Genomic DNA, 22,411 nt, shown 5'->3' on the forward strand with positions numbered 1-22,411 from the left:
AAAAGCAGGTTGGAGGAGGAGTTCGTGTTGGCGGGTAAGGTGCAAAGGCAGAAAATTACCCCATTTCTATGGTTCCATTCAGAGGCGGAGGAAGCAGCTAACTTCTATACGGAGATTTTCCCAAATTCATCTATCGTTCAAGTGACCCGTTATGGGAAGGAGCGGCATCCGATTGAAGGAATAGCAGAAGGCAGTGTCATGACCATCACCTTCCAACTGGATGGTCAAGAATTCACTGTACTGAATGGCGGTCCGCAATTCACGCTGAGCGAAGCGTTCTCCCTAGTAGTTACTTGCGATTCGCAAGAGGAGATCGACTATTACTGGGAGAAGCTGTCCGAAGGCGGAGATGAGAAGGCGCAAGTGTGCGGCTGGCTGAAGGATAAGTTCGGTGTATCGTGGCAGGTCGTTCCGACGACGCTGTTCGAGCTTCTGCGGGACGATGACACGGACAAGGCTAATCGAGTGGCAAGAGCGATGCTGCAGATGACCAAGATGGATATACGCAAGCTGATTGAGGCTTATGAAGGAATAGAGTGAGGAAAAAAAACGAACCCCCGGCTAACTCGAGATGAGCGGTGCTGGGGGTTCGTCTGTCTAGCTGAATAGAGCTCTCTTATTTCATACGAAGCATCATGGTCCACAGATCGCCGTTCTCATAGCCGAGACGCCATGCAGCGACGCCTGCGAGGTCGTATTGCTTCGCGATATTGATCCTTGCCTTGACCGTCTCGGGAGTCTCAGCCCAGAAGAGATAAGTGAAGCCATTCTCGGTATAGGTATACTTGTACTGACCGTGTACAGAGTCATATACGCCGGATGCGCCTTTATCCGTAATGAGCTTCGGTACTTCCTTCATGTAGATGGCGCGGTTGCCAACCAGCTTCCCTGCCCCGTCAAGCTTCCACTCACGGACATAGAACGGGATGCCTAGCATGAGCTTGCTCCTCGGTATGCCGTAGGACAGGAATTGCTTCACACCTTCCTCTGTCCAGCTGAGTCCAGCGACCGGTCCAGGGGAGGTGCTGCCGCTCCAATATTGATCATACGCCATTATCATAATGGTATCTACTACTCCAGCAAGGGCAGCGTGATCATAGGCCGTCTGATGGTTCCAGCTAAGGCTGCCCCGCGGCAGGTCAATCGTCAGCTTCAGGCCCTTCGCATGAGAGGCCTTAGCAAGAGCCGTTACGAATGCTGTATACTTCGCTCGATCCGCGCCGGCAACTTCCTCGAAGTCCAGGTTAATCCCCATAGCGCCTAGAGAAGCCACTCTGCCAACGATAGCTGCAATAAAGTTCTGTTGAGCCTTAGCGTTCGCTAGGAAAGCCGTCGTCATCTTCCGATCGAACTTGTTGTGTACCAGCGGCATAAGCCCGATCCCCTTCTCCTTCATCAGAGCGGCCAGCTCCTCATCTGACTGATCGATGAGCGTTCCGTCGGCAGCGCCAAGCTCGAACCACGTCGGTGAATCGATGTTAAGGCCTTGTGTGTTCGCAATGTGCGCGAGCACAGTTGTTGTGCTGGACGTTCCATTCCATCCGAGATAAGTGAGCTTCTTCGCATTATTCCACAGCGAGCGATTATCCGGTGTACGGATATACACATTCGAGTAGTACTTAGCGAAGGCGATAGCTCCGCCAATCGTGTGGAAGGACTTCACCTTCTTGTCCCCTTGGTAAGCGGTCAGATAAGGGATGTTGGTCCACATGACGAGTCCATCACGAATGACCTCTGCGTTCGAATAATACTTCGCGAACTGCAGCGCGGCGTCAAGTGAGATGAAGGACTTCACAAGCTTCCCGCTCTGCAGCATGGTATAGGACGGAACATTGGAATGAACGATCTTGCCCGTTGCCGTATTCGTCACTTCGCTTCCACCAACCATGGCAGATGCTGCAATGGCGTCCGCCAAGTATCCATAGGTCTTCGAGTTCGGAGCAGCCTCTCCGTCCACGGTGATCTGGTAGACCTTCGAACCAGCACGAAGCTTCGCTTCAGCAGCAGCCGTTACATTAACCCAGACCCACTTATTCGTGGTCAGATCGATAATATGAGCATTGCCCCACTTGGCCGCCTCTCGCTTAGCCTCCGCTAAGGTAAGGAACCCCCACTTCGAGGACGTGCTGTCCCCTTGATACAGCTGGAACTTGGCATAGGACTGATACACCCATCCTGGCTGCTCCAGATTACGAATATGTACATTCTTCAGCGTCTTCGCCTTGGCGAGCGCTTCTTCATACGTACGGAATTCCAGACTAGTGCTGGACTTGCCGTATTGATACAGCTTGAACTTCGGGAAGTTGTCCCATACCCAAGCTCGCCCGGCAATCTTCTCTACATGCGTGTACGTGAAGTACTTCGCATAGGCGACCGCTTGCTGCTGAGTGGCGAATTCCTTCAGCGCCTGGTCATTCTGATAGACTCGGTAGTTTGTCGTCTGAGATACAGCCGCTGCCGAGAAGGCAAGGGAGCTGAATAAGCTCTGCACGGCAAGCAGGAAGGCTAGTCCAGCGGTCATCTTCCATTTCATACTTTCCTATCACTCTCCTCTATGAATCTAGTATAAGAGACGCAGAGTAGTGTGGGAAGTTGCGGCAGATGAGACTTTTCTCACGAATGTGGATAAAAAATAAGGAAAACAATAACAATATAAGAAATCGTTAGAGAAGACACTGCTGAACACATGAGGAGGAAGAACCAGATGGAGCGACTGATGGCCAAGGAGTGGCTGGATGAAGAGGAGGCGGTGGAGCCTGCCGAGCTCGAGAGAAGCTTAGGCGAGGTGTGGAACGTGAATCGCTACTTGGGCGGTAATCCTGCGCTGTTCACTCATCTGCGCCGCATGCTGCTCGAGCTTCATCATAGCGGCCGGACTTCCCGTATTCGGATGCTTGATGTAGCGACTGGGCTTGCCGATATCCCCCTGGCTGTTCACAAATGGTGCCATGCCCGCCGTATCAAGGTTGAGATTGTCGGTGCAGATCTGCATCCTCGAATCGTAGAGCTTGCTTCCCGGAGGACGAAGGGAGTAGAGGGGGTCAGCATCGTACAGGCGGATGGGACTTGCTTGCCCTATGGGGAGGACAGCTTCGACATCGTCTTCAGCAATCTTGCTCTGCATCATATGACCGATGAGGAGGCCGTTCTCATGCTCGCCGAGATTAACCGCGTCGCACGATCAGGCTGGGTCGTCACGGATCTGGAGCGTCATCCGCTTGCCTACCGTGCCGCTCAGCTGCTCGCTAGGTTCGTATGGAGAAGCCCTGTAACGAAGCATGACGGACCAATGTCTGTCCTTCGTTCATTCACCGCTGCCGAAGCACGCTTGCTTGCTAAGGAGGTGGGCGGCGAGGTGAAGGTTCACCGGCACTTTCCCTACAGGCTGGCCCTAGTTCACCGTGCTCGTGCCTGATGTCATCATCGCAGGAGCAGGACCCGCCGGAAGCACGCTGGCCTGGCTGCTTGCCAGACAAGGCGTTCGAGTACGTATTCTCGATGCAGCGACCTTCCCCCGGCGCAAGCCTTGCGGGGAAGCATTGAACCCGGGAGCGGTTGCAGCGCTGAACCGGCTTGGCTTGTCCTTGGCTCGCTCCCCGCTGCTGCCGCTGGAGCACTACAGCCTGCTGTGCGGGTGGAGAATGGTATCAGGCAGCCAAGAAGTAGAGGCCTCGTACCCTAGTGGGATGTATGGCGTTGGCTGCAAGCGAGAGCTGCTGGATCAATGGCTGCTTGAGGAAGCGTTAAGTGCGGGGGCTGAACTCCAGCAGGGAATGCTTGCTGAAGGGGTCTTCATGGAGCACGGCAGGATCCAAGGTGTTCATGGACGGATGACTGCAAGCGAGAAGGCCTTCAAGTACGAAGCTCCATTCATCGTCGGGGCCGATGGTCTGAGGTCCAATATCGCACGCACCTCGGGACTCAGGAAGGCTGGCAGGAGACGGAAGGCGGCGTTCAGTGCCCGCGTAGAAGGACTGCCGGCCATCGGACAGGCTGTCGAGCTGTTCCTGGCTCCTGACCTCGTCCTTGGAATGGCCCCCGTCGGTGGTGGCGCTTCGAATCTGACGATGGTCGTCCAGCCGGCAGCGGCGGGCCTAGCTGCGCGGGATAAGGAAGCGGCCATACGTGCGGCTAGCGAGCGTTGGCCAGGTCTCGCGAGCAGGCTGAGGGATGCTGTGCTGGAAGGTGATGTGCTGGCAAGCGGGCCATTCGACAGGCCGACCACTTCGTTAGTCAGAGATGGATTGCTGCTTATCGGAGACGCTGCCGGCTACTATGACCCGCTCACCGGTCAGGGCATCTACCGGGCATTAAGAGGGGCTGAGCTTGGAGCTGAAGCGCTTGTCGATGCGTTGGAACAGAACTCCAGCAGTCCGCTCCTCCATTATGAGAGAAGGTGCAGGCAGGAGTTCGCCGGACCAGCCCTTCTGCAGCGGCTTATTAGCTGGGGGATCGAGCACCCCCCGGTATGGCAGGCTGTGATGAGCACGCTGGTTCGTACGCCTCGAGCAGCAGCAGCCTTGGCTGGTTACATTGGGGATTGCAGAACACCGGGCGAAGCTCGTTCAGACTGGATGAGCAAGCAGATTCCAACAAGGATAAGGTGATGGCATGTATACATGGAACGAAGCGGTATTTCATACGAAGCAGGAGGAAGCTTTTCGCTTGGCGAGTGAGGTCGACCGTTGGCCGGAGCTGCTTCCCCACTACCGCTCAGTGAAGTTTCTTGAAGGGGACAGCGCGAAGGGCGGCATTGTGGAGATGGCGGCGGTGAGACCTTTTGGCAGGGGGCTGAAGTGGCCGGTATGGTGGATGAGTGAGATGGAGATCGACGCCGCAGAGTCGGTTGTCCGATACCGTCATATTCGCGGGGTGACCAAGGGGATGGATGTGGAATGGAATCTGACGAATCTTGGAGATGAGATTATTGTGACGATCGTGCATAAGTGGAATCGACCGGCTATCGGGGTGAGAGCGGCGGCAGATCTCATCGGGAATGTATTCGTCCATCACATCGCGGACCGGACGTTAGCCGGACTTAAGAGGGCAGCAGACAAGAGAGCAGAGGTGGTTCAGTATGGCTGAGCGTAGAGCGGTAATTACCGGAATTGGTTGTGTCACCCCGATTGGGGTTGGAGCAGGACAGATGTGGGAGGGGGTCGTGCGCGGAGAGAGCGCCGTGCGGCCGATCGACCGATTCGTACCAGAGGGGCTCAGGAGCCGAATTGCAGCACAAGTAGCTGACTTCAACCCCTTGGATTATATGGACAAAAGACGTGCACACCGCATGGACCGCTATTCGCAATTCGCAGTCGCTGCAGGCACATTGGCGCTGAGGGATGCGGGCATCAGAGCGGAGGATCCGGAGCGGGAGCGGGCCGGCATCTTCATGGGCAGTGCGCTTGGCGGCATCTCCTATGCGGAGGAGCAGTGCGGTCAGTTCTATAGCGGCGGTTATCGAAGCGTATCGCCGACACTGGGCTTCTCTGTCTTCGGGGGGGCGTCCTCCTGCAACCTCGCGATGGAGTTCGGCTTCACCGGGCCGAACGAGACGAATGCGATGTCCTGCGCATCGGGAGCCGTGGCCATCGGACGCGCTATGCAGGCGATCAAGCGCGGCGAAGCTGACGTGATGCTCGCAGGCGGAGCGGAGGCTCCGCTGTCGCCGCTCTCCTTCGGCGCGTTCGATATGCTTCGCGCCATGTCTACCCGCAACGAGATGCCCGAGAGCGCGAGCCGGCCGTTCGACCGCAGCCGGGACGGCTTCGTCATGGGGGAAGGGGCCTCCATCCTCGTCATCGAGGAAGAGTCCCATGCCCGTGCACGCGGCGCGCGCATCTATGCTGAGCTGGTCGGCTTCGGACTTACGAATGACGCCTACCACATGAGTGCTCCGCTGCCATGCGGAACGCAAGCGGCGAGAGCCGTGAGGCTGGCGCTTAGCAGCGCCGACATGTCACCGGACGAGGTCAGCTACATTAATGCGCACGGCTCGTCGACAACCTTGAATGACGTGACGGAGTCCAAGGTTATACGTCAAGTGTTCGGCGACCGGCCTGTAGCGGTTAGCGGGACGAAGGGACTGTACGGCCATCCGCTAGGCGCTTCAGGTGCTATTGAGGCGGCCATCACCTCGCTCGCGATGCATCATGAATGGATTCCGCCTACGACGAATCTGAAGGAAGTGGATCCTGAAGCTCAGATTGACCTCGTGGCGGGCCAAGCTCGCGAGGTGCGAGTGGAAGCAGCCGTCTCCAACTCTTATGGGTTCGGCGGCGTAAATGCTGCGATTGTCATTCGGAGGTATTAGGTAAGGGAGAGTTCCCCCAGCAGATCGAGCAGTACCTGTTGGGGGATTTTTTAAGTGGAGCTGAGGAGCCACGGACCGTGCAGGTTGAGCTGCAGTGCTGAAATTCAGCACTAGAGCGGTCGCGGCCGCTAGGGTGAGCCTCAACGATGAGTCTAGCCAAGCACATGCTCGAGCTCTGCATTGTCTCATCTCCCCAGCTTCAACACTTCCTGATTCGTTACGAACGTGGACGTATTGAACAGCAGCAGCACATCCTCGATTTCATTCTCCATCAAGTAGACCCCAATGTTCCCGTTGTAATAACGGATGTCGATGACGTGAAGCTCCGGTACGTGAAGCGACAGGAAGGGGAGCATGCTGTGAGCGTACGAGTCCTTAATGACGAGCAGCTTCTGCCGATCCACATGCTCAGGCTTCAGCTTCAACTTAAACGTCATAAGAGCGTGCACGCCCCCTTGAAAATATCCATACTTATCCTTCTTCGTCAGATAACTGGAATCATACAAGCTATTCCGCGTCTTATCGGTATCCGCAATGTACAGCTCGCTGCTGACCGGCTCCTTCGGTTGATAAATCTCGATCGTATCCGGTGTGAGACCGCTGAATTGGCTGCGTGTATGGTAGCTGCCAAGGAATGACCTTGTCACCGTCTCCACTTCAAAGTCTGATTCCGGCTTCGGCTGCCAGCCCATCTGGCGAGCATATGCCGCATAGGCCAAGTATGCCCCATAGGTCGTCCAATGATGGTCGGTCCGATAATAGAGCGGTCGGTCTTCCTTCAAATAGGGCTTCAGCAGCTCATAGCCATTCAAGAATGTTAGGCTTCCGGCTACCTGCTGCTGGACGTAACGAATCACCTCGTTCTGCGGATACGCAGAAGCAAGCAAGGGCAGTCGTTCGGGATACAGGCCTATCGAATTGGGAGCCAAGAGGAAGGTCATCTTAGCCTTACCATGACCCTTAACAAACGACCCAATTGCCTCCGCATATTGCTTAAGCAGCAGATAGTCCGGCTGACCGAACTTCTCAAGCAGCATGCCGTCTTGCCCCTTGTAGATTCCGTTGTTCTCCTGCTGCAGCCTAAGCTGCTCTGTCATCGACTTGAGCGATACCCAGCTGTCCCGGAAGGGGAAGTGGTCGGTCACGAAGTTCTCCGATTGCTCGGCGAACGCCTTAGACCATAGATTGTCCCACGTAAGCTCGGGACTACGCTCTAAGCTGCGATTCTCCAGCTCTGAGAAGCTCAGCTTGGGCAGCAGAAGGAAGAGAAGCGATAAGCCCCCAAGTAGACCAAGGAAGCCGAATACGTATAGCCGATCTGTTGTTCTGGACATGCGTGCAGGCTCCTATCATGTGGTTAGTGTTCTTAGAATCTGAAGTATAGAAAAGGATTGAAGCTCGCATCTACCAAATAAGCGATGGATAGCAGCAGAAGCACTGCATGCCAGGCTGGTCTGCTATAAGCGGCGAACCGAAGCCTCACCACGAAGTAATACTTAAGAGGCAAGGAAGCGACAACAAGCACAGCAAGAAGAATCGCATTCGTATAGAGTAAATACCCTGTACCAGAATCCACCCAAGCTTGTCCGTTCATTCCCATCATTGCAGCGAGATAACGGCCCACAGCCGGCAGCTCGTCGAAGGCGAAGAGCACCCACCCGATTAGAATAAGCAGGATGGCATATATATGACCCACCCAGCTCGGCAGCTTGCTTAGCAGCCTCAGCCCCGCCCACTTCTCGAACACGAGAATAACTCCGAAGTACAGCCCCCACAGCAGGAAGTTCCAGCTCGCGCCATGCCAGAATCCGGTGAGCAGCCAGACGACCATAATGTTGCGCAGCTGAATCCAAGCACCTCGCCGATTGCCGCCAAGCGGAATATAGACATAATCGCGGAACCAGCTGCTGAGTGAGATATGCCAGCGCCGCCAGAAGTCTGTAATGCTTCGTGCCGCGTATGGCTTATTGAAGTTCTCACTGAAGCGGAAGCCGAACATGAGACCAAGTCCAATCGCCATGTCAGAGTAGCCGCTGAAGTCGAAGTAGATCTGGAAGGCGAAGGCGATGATGCCAAGCCAAGCGGTCAATATAGGCAACGTATCGGCACTTGTGCTCGAGATTCCATCCCACAGCAGACCAATATTGTTCGCCAGGATCACTTTCTTCGCAAGGCCGATCGTGAATCTTCTTACACCTTCCGCGAACATGGGCATATCCACCGTCCGGTGGCGCAGCTGCTCCGCAATTGTTGAATATTGCACGATAGGGCCGGCTACGAGCTGAGGGAAGAGGGCGACGAACGTACCGAAGTCAAGCCAGCTGCGCTGTGCCTTCACCTTCCCTCTATAGACATCAATAATATAAGACATGGACTGGAACGTGTAGAACGAGATTCCGATCGGCAGCGGCAGTTCAGTTGGCGGAATATCGGTACCAAGCAGGCTGTTCACATTCGTAATGAGGAAGTCCCCATATTTGAAAAAAGACAATAACCCCAAGTTCACAATAACCGACAGTACCACGATGAATTTCCTGCGTGCTTGGCTGTCCGAAGGGCGATCCAGCAGTAGGCCGAAGCTGTAGTCGGTTACGGTCGACAACAGCATGATGGCGATATAGACCGGTTCGCCCCATGCATAGAAGAACAAGCTTGCTGCAAATAAAATCAGGTTTTTCAGCCGCCAAGGGGAGCTGTAGTACAGCAGCAGGACGGTAGGCAGGAACAGGAATAGGAAGAACAGGCTGCTGAATACCATCGCTAGTTAAGACTTGACGAAGCAGGCGTTCCAGCTTGTCTCAAGCTCTCCGGCTGAAGCTCCATCATTGCGGGCAGTCCCACAATAGCTTCGTAATGATGTGCGGAGTTGTTTTTTTTCATGTGGTGACCTCTCCTGAAGTGAAGTAGTTGTATAACGCACAGCTTATAACGAATCAAGCTGCGTAATTGTTGCATAGGATTCCTGCCATATTGTTACATCGATGAATGACAGTGACTTTGCCTAGTAAAATCGTGATTCTGCCTAGTATAGCTCTAGTAACTATTGGCTTATGATGAGCATATAGCGTGAATGTATGCGCTAACATGTGGAAGGGGAATCCATGATGAATGTGGTGCGTTCTGTCTCTGCACTCTTGGTCTTCACAACAGTGGCCTTAGCGGCAGCTTATCCGGCTGCAGAAGCGGAAGCTTATACGGTCAACCAGACGACCTTGACTTCCTACAACAATGTGCATCCCAGAATGTATATTAATGATGCGAAGGTGAATAATCTCCGTACGACGATTCAGGCAGGAGGGACACATGCTAGTCTATGGGGCAGCTTCCAGGACAACATGAATCAGTTGTTAACGAAGACACCGCCTCCTGTCAATTATAGTGACGGCTCGGATTCAGAGGAATGGCAGCGGCCGAATGGAACGAATATGTCTAATCTAGCAATGGCGTATCTGCTCACCCAGAATCGGACCCTCTCCGTAACGAGATGGTTAGAAGCCGAAGATGGAGAACTTGCTTCACCTATGCAAGCTTACAGTGAAGCAGGGGCAGCTGGAGGGAAGTACGTCATGGTCCCATCGAACGGTACGACGCTATCAGCACCAAGTCCACTCGATCCCCCGCATGCCAATTACAGCTTAACGCTGCCGGGCAATACTAATTATCACATCTGGGCCCGGGTTCAGTTGCCGGATACTGGTGCACATTCCTTCTATATGGCATTCGACAGCGGGAATTATGAATATATGGGAGGACCTGAGGCGGCAGGGTGGCAGTGGGTTAAGATTAAGAGCAATGTCAAGCTTGTGGAAGGCGAGCATCAATTGAAGATTCGGTATAGGCAGAGCAGAGTTAAGATAGACAAGCTTATGTTCACAACGGATGCTGCCTATTCCCCGTCTGGTCTTGGGACAGAGCAGCATTGGTTACAGGCGGAAGATGGAGTACTCGCAAGTCCTATGCAGATCTACACAGATGATGTCGTCGCAACGAAGGGCAAATACATTAGTGTGAAGTCTGCTTCGAACTGGGCGCCTACACCAGTGGACAATGCTGCACCAGATGCGAGGTATCAATTCAATGCCACCGGAGGAGTCAATTATAGTGTGTGGGCTAGAGTGAAGGCCCCGAGTGATGATGCAGACTCCTTCTACTACAACATGGATGGAGGCAGCTATGCCACGTCGTACCCTGCTTATGGAACCGAATGGATCTGGCATAAGGTTATGACCGTTAATAACCTCGTAAGCGGAAGTCATACGATTAACCTTAAGTACAGGAATACGAACCTGAAGCTGGATTCGATTCTCATAACTAGCGATACGTCAGCAGGTGCTCCTTCGGATCCTAACAAGTACTTAATGGCTGGTCTTAGCTGGGCAACTGCTTCCTTGAACTATCCTACCTGGGGCAACGGGACGACGAATACGAATAATGACTTGGCTGCTGCCCATCAGCTGCTTGGACTAGGCTTATTCTATGACTGGCTGTTCCACCATCTTACGGATACGACGAAGAATAGCATTCGGGATAGGTTGATTGAACGAGGGGCAATCATGAATGATAGCGCATTAGCTATTAATGGCCAGGATGGCTGGTGGAGAGAAGATTATATGGGTAATCATCTATGGGTAAATATGACTGGACTAGCAGGAGCAGCGGCAGCCATATACGATGAACATAGTCCAGCGATTGGATGGTTGAACACCGCAACGTCCAAGTATACGTCCGTTATGAACAACTTAAGTGATGATGGTGCAAGTCACGAGGGGGTCGGCTATTGGCAGTATGGTATGGGCTATGTCACTATGTACATGGAGCTTGCCAAGAAGCTGCTTGGGGCCAATTTATATGGCGAGACATGGATGACTAAGACATCGGATTATGCCTTGTACAATATGCTGCCTCGCAATAGCTGGACTATAGCTAATAGTCATTTTCAATTTGCTGATTCGCCTAGGTCCAATTGGTATGGTCCTGGATTTATCCTGAGGACGCTAGCCAATCAATACAATGATGGAACAGCCCAATGGCTGGCTCAAGAACTGCTGGATTCCGGCATTGACGACGGGGATTTCCAGTGGCTAAGCTTGGTGAACTATAATGCTGGCGTAAGTCCTGTCTCTCCAGCAAATGCAGGGAAGTCTACCTTGAAGCACTTTGGTGATATGGGACTAGTGTACGCCCGGTCTGGATGGAGCGGAGACGAGGCGGTTATTGGCTTCAAGTCTGGGCCTTATATGGGGCATGAGAACTTGGATAACGTGGAATATGATATGGGAGGAGCACATGTTCATCCTGATGTCAATCATTTCTCCTTGTTCGGTAACGGCGAATGGTTGATTAACGATGATGGCTATGCTTATAAGTACACGAGCAATCACAATACACTGCTCATTGATGGTCTTGGTCAGATGGGAGATGGGGGAGCATGGTTCTCAGGCTGGGAGTATAGAGTGAAGAATGCAAGACCGGCAATTCGCAAAGCCTATACATCTGCAGACTTCGACCATATCATAGGGGAAGGTGCACCCGCTTACACTGCTGGCCGCAATGTGAGCAAGTATACAAGGCACTTAATCTTCATGAAGCCAGATGTGCTCATTGTGGTAGATGATATTGCTCTGAGTGCATCCCATCAGATGGAGCTCAGATTCTTCCCAGAGAAGCAGAGCTACTCGCAATCAGGCAATAGTTACCTGATGCAAGGATCAAGCGCCAAGCTTGCAGTAACGCCTCTCACTATGTCAGGAGTAACCGCTTCTGCGGGAAGTGTAAGCCGCTTCGACAATACGAACACAGCTAAGCCCTCGCTTGCTGTTCGCCTGCAGAAGACGGGCACAATGTGGAGAAATGCGACAGCCTTAACATGGTCTGCGGCAGGAGGTACTCCAAAGACAGTCAATTATACAGATCTTGGGGGAGGGGTCTGGCGATTCACAGCTGGAACCAAGACCATTGAACTTAACTTATCTACGGAATCAGCTGTCTTAAAATAAGTCCTATCAGACAAACTGTAAGCCTCACTCCAATAGGAAGTGGGGCTTTCGTTCATTTTCGTATGCTGTGAATCAAGGTATAATGATAGTGAACATCTTGACAAGGGAGAGAACATGATGCTGCAAGTCATAAGAAGCTCGTTGCAATGGAAGCTTATTATTCTTATAACAACCGTCATTGCAACGGTTATTACTTCGATAGGAACCTTCAGTTATTTGCAGAGCTCCCAAGCGATTGAAGCAGATGTATCTCGATTCAGCAATCAAATTATTAAACAATCCAACTTTAATCTAGCAAGGTACATAAGTGATGATATTCAGTTCTTCCAGACTATTGCCGAGAGTGATGAATTTAGGCATTGGTCAAGCTTGCCGGCTGGAGATCGATTCAACCTGACGAATGCGATGCTTCAGATTGAATCCCGGTTTATTACCCCCTATATCACCTATCATCCCGAGGTGCTCTCCATTGCGTTGGTTAATCGGAATGGCAATGAGAATATTTTTCGGAATAATAACCTTAATGATGTACTGCTTCAGACAGGCTATACTTTTCATCATGATTCTTGGATTCAATCCAATCATGCGGAAGGGGGCCGCGTACAGCAGGTTGAGCTTAGATCGGATTATGTTGACCCGTTCAATCAGAAGCGAATACTGCCTGTTCTGACCTACAAGCAACAATTTCAGATGAATGGGCACACCGTCTATTTGTTTATGGATATCTCCTTGCTTCATATTCAGAGCATCTTAGATGAGATTAAGCTTGGTGAGAACGGTTACACTCTGATCGCCGATCTGGAAGGAACGATCGTGTCCGCCCCGGACATGACACAAGTGAATCAGCAGCTCCCAAGTAGGTTGATTGAGCAGCTGCGAGGCCATTCGGAAGGTTCATTCTATCATTCCGACGCTAGTCAGATGATTGTGTATCAGACCATTCCAGGGTCCCAGTGGCAAGTCATATCCTTTGTTCCTTATTATGATCTGGCTAGAAGTATTAGCAGCATTCTTAATTGGACGATTCTGATGACAATTATTGGCCTTATGGTTTCGACCTTTTTTGTATACCTCATCGCTAGGTCCATTACGAAGCGCTTGAAGGAGCTCAGACGAACGATCCGGATGGCTAGAATAGGGCGTTTTGATATTCGAACGGAGGTGAGAGGGACTGATGAAGTAGGAGAGCTGGGCGAAGCGTATAACCATCTGTTAGAACGAATCGAGAGCTCGATTGTGCAGCTTACCGAAGTTCGAGTCGTTCAGCAGCGTGCTATCCTGTCCGCGCTGCAGGCTCAGATCAACTCCCATTTTCTATACAATGCGCTCGAATCAATTAATTCCATGGCCTATCTAGCTGGGCAGCAGAGCATTCAGTCCATGACAATCGCTCTATCCAAGATGCTCAGATATACTTCGAACTATCAGGATACACTCGTTACTCTAGAGGAAGAAGTGAATCATCTGAAGGACTATATCCATATTATGGAGAGTATGTACGGAGAGGATATTGTCAGCCATGTGGAACTTGATCCATCCTTAGCACGGGCAGCTTGCCTGAAGGCAGTGCTGCAGCCCTTCGTTGAGAACAGCATTAAGCATAACTATGAGGTCAACGCGGAGCCATTAGAGATACGTATAACAGCTCAGCGAACAACAGACAATTACATTCGAATTATGATTGTTGATCTTGGTACAGGGATGCAGCAAGAGAAGCTGGAGCAGGTTCAACAAGCACTGAAGCAGCCAAGGACGGAAGTGGAGTTCATGAAGCTTGCCAGAGTAGGTCTGCTGAATGTGCATTACCGATTAACTGCCTTCTATCAGGATGCTGAATCTGGAGTGTCCATTGCTTCGTCTCCTGGAGGGGGAACTGAGGTCATCATCACCTTCCCATATCGTAATAAGAAAGAGGCGGAATTATGATACGTGTCCTAGTTGTAGATGACGTTCACCTCATTCGAAGAAGATTATCGGTTGCAGTCGAAGCCTTCAATGATACGACAGTCGTCTCTGGGACGGCTGCTAATGGTGAACAGGCGTTGGAATGGCTTAGTCATTCCTTCGCAGATCTGTGCATCACGGATATTCGAATGCCCATCATGGATGGATTACAGCTCATTAATCAGATTAACGAGCAATACCCGTGGATGATGTGTATGGTCGTCTCTAGCTATGATGACTTCGAATATGCCAAGAAGAGTATACAGTTGAACGCGCTTGATTACATAACGAAGCCTATTGAGGACGCTATACTGACTCAGTCACTGCAGAAGGCGACGGATAAGATTAAGGAGATTCGCGAGAGGGATGCAGCCAGGCTGCTGATTAAGAGACTTCCTCATCACCGTACACTTATGGAGAAGTGGCTCAATCATGTGCGTGAGCTTAGGCTGGAGACCTTCCCGCTGCTTATTGTCGAGACACTGGAGCTGCTGGAGCTGTGGGTGGAGGATAATTATTACCTATTGGGTCCGTTAGCTAATCTCTGGCTGCAGACAGCCATTGAAGAGCTCACGAATGAACGGTTCCAATTGCAGTGGGATGAGGGAAAGGATGTTGGTCTAGGTGGCAAGTGTCTTCCGTATGAGACCATCCGCAGCTACTTCCGACTATGTGCAGTCAGACGGCTTGAAGAAGGAGCATATCGGCTGGTTGAGGTCATGCGGGGGACTAGGGACCAGCAGGCAACAAGAACGGTCAAGATGATGAAGCAGTATATCTCGGAGCATTGCGGAGAGCCTATTAATCTTCAAGAGCTTGCTGAATTAGTATCCATGAGCAAGACGTATATGAGTACGTTGTTCAAGCAAGAGATGGAGATGACAGTAGGCAATTATATCGTGGCAGAGCGTATGAAGCTTGCTAGGAACAAGCTGCTTGAGACCTCGGATAAGGTGTATGAGATTGCTAATCAAGTCGGCTACGAGGATGTCAATTATTTCTCTCAACAGTTTAAGAAGCATTTTGGACTTAGTCCGCTAGATTATAGGAAGAGAATGAATTCTTAATGAGATACAGTTATATTGTCTAGCATAATCGCAAGATTGTCTCGTAGCAGGCAGCAGGAATACCCGTATAATTACAAATGTGGACGTGGACGAGGGGAGGAACGATTGGTTCTCACCCTTTTCCCAACTTTAATAAGGAGGAACATGACGTTCAAGAGAGCACACGATTATCGTAAGCGCATACTTAATTGGGAGGTAAGTGGATGATTATTGTCAAGTTGAGAAGTACGATAAGTAAAGTAGTCGCAGCTTCCATGTTCATGACATTGCTGGCTGGCTTGCTGCCTGTGTCTGGAGAAGTGAGTGCGGCAGTGGTGGCAAGCGTGCTGCCTGAAGCAGACGCTTATGTCTCTAGTAAAGATGGGGAGAGAGATACCACTTACAATGGAGCAACCTCACCACACCAGATTGTGGTAAGAGAAGATAATACCGCGCTCACGAACTCTAGGAGGGGCTATATGCGGTTCGGATTATCTTCAGTCCCAGCAGACACGAACGGTGTATCGGTCAAATTAAAATTGTTCGCAGAGTCTTCCACGGTTAGCTCCACGATATCCGCCTATGCTGTTCAGACCGATACATGGGACGAGACCACGCTAACGTGGAATACAAGACCGGATAATGGGGCCTATGGCGACAAGGTTGCCGAGTTCGTAATGGCACCAGAGCAAGGCTACTATGAAGCGGATATTACATCTTATGTACTTGCACAGAAAGCGAACAACAAAAAAGCAAATATAGTGCTTATGAATTCACTGGCAGCGCCACAACGAAATCTCAAATCGAAGGAGAGATATGTAGGGCAGCAGCCATTCCTAGTTATTGACAAAACGGTTGTAGTACCTCCATTAACACCGACAGGCATTCAAGTGAGCAACTATGAAAAAACAGTAAAGCTAACGTTCAATGAATCCATTGTCGATCACTCCGGAGGGAACTTAAAAAGCGCCTTGTCCATATCTAGTAATAATGGGACAAGCTATCGCGCTCTGACGCCATGGGACTCTGTAAGCATCAGTGGGAAAGATCTGACGATTAATCTTCAGAACCCTTTACTTGGCGTAGACAACAAAATAAAAATTGCAGGCCAAACACTGAAGGATACGAATGGAAATATTCAAGCGAATGAAATCATAACAGCTGCTTTTGCTGCAGGTCCGATTCCTGATCCGGCTTTAGCACCTAAGAAGCCTGCTAATGATTTTGCCGCGAATGCGGCTAATATTAATCAATCACTGCTTCAATCATATGCTGACGTTCATCCCAAGATCTTCATGGACGAAGACAGAATGAACGAGCTTAGAGATGCTATTAAGCCAGGGGGGTCTCATAATCCAATCTGGAATCGATTCGCCCTGCAAGAAGCGAATGAACTGCTCAAGACTCCTCCAGCTGTCAACTTCAGCGATGGGGATGAAGCCGAATTATGGCAGAAATTCGTTGCCTATACGACTCAAAATCTTGCTACAGCAGCTGTCCTCACGCAGAAGCAATCGGTCTCGGATACGAGATGGCTCGAGGCGGAGGATGCATCTCTTACGGCAAATACTACAATAGCGGGTGATGATGCCGCTTCAGGTGCGAAGTATGTGGACACAGGCAAGCTAGACATCACACAGCTGCCAAATCCCGCAGAGAAAGCAGATGTAGAGTACAAGGTTACTCTTCCAACTACGCAAGCCTATAAAGTCTGGGCTAGAGTAGCAACAGACTCTGCCAATCCTGTCCTTCATCTAGCCGCAGATATTGAAGACTATAAGCAAGCACCTCCAATCACAGCAGGCGGATGGAAGTGGGTTGAAGCAGCGTCATTCTCCTCCCTGTCTGGCGGAGAGCATACGCTTAAGGTCATGACGAATACGAAGCTGGACAAGCTCGTTATTACTTCAGATCTAGCTTGGACTCCGTCTGGAATCGGTACGGAGCAGCATTGGAAGGAAGTGGAGGAGGCCGCGATAGCCTCACCTGCAGCAGTCCACTCTGATGATACAACAGCATCCCGTGCGAGATATGCTTCCGTGAAGACAGGAGCAGATGCTAATACTCTCCCGGCTGCTGGAGCGGCAGGGGACATCACTTACACCTTCAATACAAATGATGGCAGCTATGACGTATGGGTTAGAGTCAAAACCGAGAATGTAAGCAAAAACGGATTCTACTACAGCGTCGATGGCGGTGAGTATGCAGCAGCAGCGCCAACGATTAATCAACCGCAAGAATGGCAGTGGGTAAAGATTACTTCTCTGGCTGGCCTAGCTAAGGGTGAACATACACTCAAGATTAAATATAAGCACTTGAAGGTGAAGTTCGATACGATTCTAGTTACATCAGATCCTGGAGCGTCGGCACCTGAGGATCCTAACAAGTACTTGATGGCGACTCTACAGTGGGCTAAAGCGTCTGTCAACTACATCACTTGGGGCAAAAGTCAAGACCCAACCAATAGACAATGGAACCTGAACCGTGACCTTGCACCAGCACATCAGCTGGAATCACTGGGCGTCGTCTATGACTGGCTGTATGACGATCTCAGTGCAACGGATAAGAAGCTCATCCTCGACAAGCTCATCTATATGGGCGAGTACATGTATAATGCTCTAGCAGCTGAAGAACAGCAGTACGCATGGTTCATGTATGGGTACTTGAACAATCATCTGTGGTTAACGGTAGGCGGACTGGAGATAGCCGGAGCAGCAATCTATGGAGATTATCCGGAAGCGAAGAAATGGTTTACTCTAGCCGTAGACAAGCTGGATAATATTCTGGGCTATCTCTCCGATGATGGAAGCAGTCAAGAGGGCCCAGGGTATTGGAATTACGGGACGAATGGACTGCTGAAATACATGGAAGTGTCGAAGAAGCTGCTAGGTATTGATTACTTCGAATACGATGCAGTGAAGAACACCTTCGACTACCGTCTCTATAACCAGCTCCCGATCAATGCGAGCACGAGCTTCAACTTCTTGATTGATACAGGAGATACGTTCAGAGACAACTTCGGTCAGACCAACTCCTCATTAGTTAGGAATCTGGCAAGATTGTACCAAGATGGAACTGCACAATGGCTGTCGAATCAGATAACAGCTAAGGGTATTGATGCGAGAACGACGCTCGACTTCGGAGACATCATCTTCTACGATGAGAATCTGCAGCCTGTAGATCCGGCAACAGCTAACAAGCCAACGTTCAAGCTGTTCGAGGACTTAGGTCTTGTATTCTCTAGAAGTGATTGGTCTGGCGATGAGTCCATGGTAAGCTTCAAGTCAGGACCTTATGTCGGCAAGAAGTCACTGGAGCTCAACCCAGGAAGCACGGCCGGTTATGGCAACGGCGGACATGTTCACCCCGATCAGAATAACTTCACCATCTTCGGCAACGGAGAATGGCTCATTCGAGATGATGGCTATGCCTATAAGTACACAAGCAACCATAACACGCTGCTCATCAATAACCTTGGTCAGCTAGGTGATCAGAATGCGAATGGAGATTTGGGCAACGGATCCGCATGGGGAGGCGGGGATACTCAGCAGATGCTAGCCCAAGGCAGTGCTCCAACCATTGATCAGCATACCACAACACCTGAGCTGGATTATGTAGTAGGAGATGCTGCTTCACAGTATCATGAGAATAAGGGGCTGACCAAGTACAAGCGGCACATGATTTACTTGAAGCCTGATGTTCTCATTGTGCTTGACGATATTGCGCTCACTGCTCCGCAGAATCTTGAACTGCGATTCTTCCCGGAACAGAACAGCTATATTAAGACCGGTTCCAAGTACTTGACGGTGGGGAAAACTTCAAAGATGGAATTCACACCGTTAACCCCTGACAATGCGGTTGTGAAAGCGGAAAATGTGAATTATTACAACCGTGAAAATGTTGCTTCTCAGAAGCTAGCTTATCGTGTACAAAAAACGACTGACAATTGGCAAAATGTATCTGCCTTTGCGTGGTCCGACAAAGCAGGCACACCAAAACAAGTCAGCCTAACTAGTCATACGGGTTCTATATATACCTTTGAAGTCGAAGGGAAAAAGATTACCGTTGATATTAACACTCTAAATGCGGATGTGTCAGATGTTACGGTAAGTGAACGTGTGAAAGGGTCAGATGCTACGATCGCAGGGATTTACTCTAATAATGTGCTCATAAATACATTTACGAAGGATCAGCTTGACTACGAGTTTACAACAAAAACCTCAGTCCCGCCTAAGCTGGATATCATACCTTCTGACAGCTACGCTGAGGTTAACGTCACAGCTCCAAGCAAATTGCCGGGTGAGTTCATCATTCAGGTGACCTCAGAAGATGGAAGTGACAGCAAAACGTACAGACTGAAATACAATCTAATTCCGAATACCGGTGTCGGTAATGTTCATGTCGACGTCGCTGAAGGGTCCGAATACTCGGGAGCATCAGCAGCAGGAGGATTAGTAGATCCAGCTACCGGGGATTATACAACGCTGGACAAAATCTTATCCACTTACTGGGCTCTCCTTCCGGATGGATCATGGATCCAGTATGATTTTGGAACCTTGAAGACGATTAATCAAGTGCTGATTGCGTTCGGGAGCGGGGATAAGAGAACAGCGAACTTTGACATTATGGTATCTACTGACAAGACGAATTGGGAGAAAGTATACACAGGCACTAGCAGTGGCTTAACGCTGGAACCGCAGACGTTCAGCTTCCAAGCGGTGGATGCCAGATATGTGCGAGTAGTTGGTCACGGCAATTGGATTAGCGGATGGAACAGCTTCACGGAGATTGGTGTCATAGGTGAGGATCCGACGCCAACGCCGACACCGAGTGCGACACCAACACCGACACCGAGTGCGACACCAACGCCGACACCGAGTGCGACACCAACGCCGACACCGAGTGCGACACCAACACCGACGCCGAGTGCGACACCAACGCCGACACCGAGTGCGACACCAACACCGACGCCGAGTGCGACACCAACACCGACGCCGAGTGCGACGCCAACGCCGACGCCGAGTGCGACGCCAGCACCTGGTACAGTAGAGTTGTCTGCTATCTTGGATGGAGGGGTTGCGAAGGCAAGTATTACGGCGGGTAGACTGAGTGAGGCTAATGCGGAGGCTCCTCTGGACGATGAGGGAGTTAAGGTAGTTACTCTTAAGGTGGATTCTATTACGGATGCAACGCAATATGTAATTGATCTTCCTAGAGCATGGTTCCAGACATCTACTAATAATGATAAGCAGCCCGAACACAAAATATCTATTCAAACCGAGATTGGTACGGTGACGGTCGCTGACAATATGTTCAAAGCCAATGAAATAGAGGGGAGTTCTACGATAAGTCTGTCGATCGGCGAAGTAGATAGAGCTGCATTAAGCCATGAACTGAAGAAGAAGGTTGGAGACCGGCCTGTCATTGGGCTGCATGTTCTAGTGGATGGACAATTCTATCGTTGGAAAAACAATCATGCACCTGCCCAGATTAGCATTCCTTATGTTCCAACAGCAGAGGAACTAAGCGATCCTGAACATATCGTGATCTGGTATGTGGATGGAGCTGGCAAGCTGCAAAAAGTACCATCAGGTGTTTATGATCCAGCAAGCGGAACAGTTAACTTCACAGTGACACATTTTTAATGGAATAACAAAAACCTTACACGCATATAAGCCGGTGCTTTACCCTTGTGGGGGTATAGCGCTGGCTTTTTTTTGAACATGTTGATGCTTAAGTTAAGGGTGGGATATAATGGAACAATAATGTGGAGATTGGGAAATGGGGGGGTGTAATAGATTGAGTAATAGAGGCATGGCATTGTTAATGATCTTCCTGATTAGTGCACTAGCGGCTTGTTCCAGTACATACGAGGAATCCACTCTGCAAGAGGTTCAGTCCATTCATCATCTTGAGATAGACAGCAAGGTGTTAGGACGTAAGATGAACGTTAATGTGTATGTACCGCAAGGATATTCGAAGGACTCGAATATGGCTATATTGTACGTCCTTCATCCGAAGAATGGGGATGAGAACAGTATCCTCACTGGACAATTAGATATGGGAAGACGTGCGGATAAGTTAATCGAGCAAGGGGAGATTGATCCCATTATTATTGTGGCCCCTGAGCTTCACAATAGCTATGGTGTCAATTCAGCGGATACTCCTGGGAAGAAGAATGAATATGACATGGGACGTTATGAGGATTATTTCATACAAGAGATGCTGCCTGAGGTCGAGTCACAGTTCGCTAACTCTGCTATTGCGAAGGAACAGCGTTACATAGGAGGGCTCTCTATGGGCGGTTATGCGGCCTTGCACTATGCGTTCAAGTATGATGGACTGTTCAGCAAGGTGGGCGGACATAGCGCTGCGGTGTGGAGGGAAGTGCCCGACTACTTGAGCTGGCTGTACAAGGACAAGACCAATCAGGTAGAGAATGATCCCGTTCTGCTAGTTAGCAAGGGGATCGGGGATGATGCGATGAGGATCTACCTCGACCATGGAGCGAAGGAATATAAGTCTATTGCGGATGGCAATCGAGCGTTGATGGAGAAGTTGGACGAGCACAAGGTGACCTACGTATTCAAGCTCAATCCTGGAGGGCACAACAAAAAATATTGGGCATCTCAGATGGATAATTACTTGAAGTTCTACGCTGGAACCAGTGAGGAGAACTAGAAAAGTTGGGTCGCAGCAGCGATGCATGAGCTTGCTGTAAGCTGCAGGATGCCTGTGTAGCCCGTACCTCTAAATGGTTGAGATAGGTTGTTTTGAGTGAAATAGAGGTAAAAAGTACCTCTAAATGGCTGGGTTGGGTGGTTTTGAGTAAAATAGAGGTAAAAATTACCTCTAAATGGCTGGGTTGGGTGGTTTTGAGTGAAATAGAGGTAAAAAGTACCTCTAAATGGCTGGGTTGGGTGGTTTTGAGTGAAATAGAGGTAAAAAGTACCTCTAAATGGTTGGGGTGGGTGGTTTTGAGTGAAATAGAGGTAAAAAGTACCTCTAAATGGTTGAGATAGGTGGTTTTGAGTGAAATAGAGGTAAAAAGTACCTCTAAATGCTTGGGGAGAGGGAAGTGGGAAGTGGGAAGGGGTACCAAGTTCATAACAGTG

14 protein-coding genes are annotated in these 22,411 nt (G+C 50.4%); 11 read left to right on the forward strand and 3 right to left on the reverse strand.

Annotated features, from left to right (window positions below; translation table 11 throughout):
- Positions 1-27: 27 nt before the first annotated feature.
- A complete protein-coding gene (locus ACFO9Q_RS12680) occupies positions 28-540 on the forward strand; it encodes a VOC family protein (protein WP_379182457.1) in 513 nt (170 codons plus the stop codon).
- A 76-nt stretch (positions 541-616) separates the two neighbouring features.
- On the opposite strand, the gene ACFO9Q_RS12685 is transcribed toward ACFO9Q_RS12680, so the two are convergent.
- Positions 617-2,533: a glycosyl hydrolase family 18 protein gene (locus ACFO9Q_RS12685; protein ID WP_379182459.1), complete on the reverse strand. Its 1,917-nt coding sequence runs from the start codon at positions 2,531-2,533 to the stop codon at positions 617-619.
- A 171-nt stretch (positions 2,534-2,704) separates the two neighbouring features.
- Between ACFO9Q_RS12685 and ACFO9Q_RS12690 the strand changes: the two genes are divergently transcribed.
- From ACFO9Q_RS12690 to fabF, 4 genes are read left to right on the forward strand one after another with little or no spacing between them, the layout of a single operon-like run.
- Positions 2,705-3,415, forward strand: coding sequence for a methyltransferase domain-containing protein (locus tag ACFO9Q_RS12690; protein ID WP_379182461.1), 711 nt, complete (start codon positions 2,705-2,707; stop codon positions 3,413-3,415).
- On the forward strand, positions 3,402-4,607 hold the full coding sequence (locus tag ACFO9Q_RS12695) for an NAD(P)/FAD-dependent oxidoreductase (protein WP_379182463.1): 1,206 nt from the start codon (positions 3,402-3,404) through the stop codon (positions 4,605-4,607). The genes ACFO9Q_RS12690 and ACFO9Q_RS12695 overlap by 14 nt, the downstream gene beginning before the upstream one ends.
- A 4-nt stretch (positions 4,608-4,611) precedes the next feature.
- Positions 4,612-5,085, forward strand: a complete 474-nt coding sequence (locus ACFO9Q_RS12700) for an SRPBCC family protein (protein WP_379182465.1) — start codon at positions 4,612-4,614, stop codon at positions 5,083-5,085.
- Positions 5,078-6,310 (forward strand): beta-ketoacyl-ACP synthase II, encoded by a 1,233-nt coding sequence (gene fabF, locus ACFO9Q_RS12705; protein ID WP_379182467.1) that lies wholly within the window; start codon positions 5,078-5,080, stop codon positions 6,308-6,310. The genes ACFO9Q_RS12700 and fabF overlap by 8 nt, the downstream gene beginning before the upstream one ends.
- Positions 6,311-6,495: 185 nt before the next feature.
- Here the strand turns inward: fabF and ACFO9Q_RS12710 are convergent, their stop codons facing one another.
- A complete protein-coding gene (locus ACFO9Q_RS12710) occupies positions 6,496-7,644 on the reverse strand; it encodes a DHHW family protein (RefSeq protein WP_379182469.1) in 1,149 nt (382 codons plus the stop codon).
- A gap of 32 nt (positions 7,645-7,676) precedes the next feature.
- A complete protein-coding gene (locus ACFO9Q_RS12715) occupies positions 7,677-9,068 on the reverse strand; it encodes an MBOAT family O-acyltransferase (RefSeq protein WP_379182471.1) in 1,392 nt (463 codons plus the stop codon).
- Positions 9,069-9,411: 343 nt separating this feature from the next.
- Here ACFO9Q_RS12715 and ACFO9Q_RS12720 point away from each other — a divergent pair, with 343 nt between their 5' ends.
- The 6 genes from ACFO9Q_RS12720 to ACFO9Q_RS12745 all read left to right on the forward strand — a co-directional run bounded on the left by ACFO9Q_RS12720 (position 9,412) and on the right by ACFO9Q_RS12745 (position 22,318).
- The gene (locus ACFO9Q_RS12720; protein ID WP_379182473.1) at positions 9,412-12,306 is read left to right on the forward strand and encodes a DUF4962 domain-containing protein; all 2,895 of its coding nucleotides are present in this window, start codon (positions 9,412-9,414) and stop codon (positions 12,304-12,306) included.
- Between the two features lie 114 nt (positions 12,307-12,420).
- Entirely contained in the window at positions 12,421-14,232 is a 1,812-nt protein-coding gene (locus ACFO9Q_RS12725) for a sensor histidine kinase (protein ID WP_379182476.1), read from the forward strand.
- Complete coding sequence (locus ACFO9Q_RS12730; protein ID WP_379182478.1) at positions 14,229-15,317, forward strand: response regulator transcription factor; 1,089 nt, start codon at positions 14,229-14,231, stop codon at positions 15,315-15,317. Before ACFO9Q_RS12725 ends, ACFO9Q_RS12730 begins: the two co-directional genes overlap by 4 nt.
- 203 nt (positions 15,318-15,520) lie before the next feature.
- Positions 15,521-20,941: a DUF7594 domain-containing protein gene (locus tag ACFO9Q_RS12735; protein ID WP_379182480.1), complete on the forward strand. Its 5,421-nt coding sequence runs from the start codon at positions 15,521-15,523 to the stop codon at positions 20,939-20,941.
- A 154-nt stretch (positions 20,942-21,095) separates the two neighbouring features.
- Positions 21,096-21,977: an alpha/beta hydrolase gene (locus tag ACFO9Q_RS12740; protein WP_379182482.1), complete on the forward strand. Its 882-nt coding sequence runs from the start codon at positions 21,096-21,098 to the stop codon at positions 21,975-21,977.
- Positions 21,978-22,069: 92 nt separating this feature from the next.
- Complete coding sequence (locus tag ACFO9Q_RS12745) at positions 22,070-22,318, forward strand: hypothetical protein (protein WP_379182484.1); 249 nt, start codon at positions 22,070-22,072, stop codon at positions 22,316-22,318.
- The last annotated feature ends 93 nt before the right edge of the window (positions 22,319-22,411 follow it).

Origin of the sequence: Paenibacillus sp. GCM10023252 (genome assembly GCF_042653305.1) — a bacterium.
GTDB lineage: Bacteria > Bacillota > Bacilli > Paenibacillales > Paenibacillaceae > Pristimantibacillus.

Excerpts from the sequence above, each read along its gene's own strand:
- ACFO9Q_RS12710 (WP_379182469.1), bottom strand. The coding sequence starts at position 7,644 with ATGTCCAGAACAACAGATCGGCTATACGTATTCGGCTTCCTTGGTCTA.
- ACFO9Q_RS12730 (WP_379182478.1), top strand. The coding sequence starts at position 14,229 with ATGATACGTGTCCTAGTTGTAGATGACGTTCACCTCATTCGAAGAAGA.
- fabF (WP_379182467.1), top strand. The coding sequence starts at position 5,078 with ATGGCTGAGCGTAGAGCGGTAATTACCGGAATTGGTTGTGTCACCCCG.
- ACFO9Q_RS12720 (WP_379182473.1), top strand. The coding sequence starts at position 9,412 with ATGATGAATGTGGTGCGTTCTGTCTCTGCACTCTTGGTCTTCACAACA.
- ACFO9Q_RS12700 (WP_379182465.1), top strand. The coding sequence starts at position 4,612 with ATGTATACATGGAACGAAGCGGTATTTCATACGAAGCAGGAGGAAGCT.
- ACFO9Q_RS12735 (WP_379182480.1), top strand. The coding sequence starts at position 15,521 with ATGATTATTGTCAAGTTGAGAAGTACGATAAGTAAAGTAGTCGCAGCT.
- ACFO9Q_RS12690 (WP_379182461.1), top strand. The coding sequence starts at position 2,705 with ATGGAGCGACTGATGGCCAAGGAGTGGCTGGATGAAGAGGAGGCGGTG.
- ACFO9Q_RS12685 (WP_379182459.1), bottom strand. The coding sequence starts at position 2,533 with ATGAAATGGAAGATGACCGCTGGACTAGCCTTCCTGCTTGCCGTGCAG.
- ACFO9Q_RS12715 (WP_379182471.1), bottom strand. The coding sequence starts at position 9,068 with ATGGTATTCAGCAGCCTGTTCTTCCTATTCCTGTTCCTGCCTACCGTC.
- ACFO9Q_RS12725 (WP_379182476.1), top strand. The coding sequence starts at position 12,421 with ATGATGCTGCAAGTCATAAGAAGCTCGTTGCAATGGAAGCTTATTATT.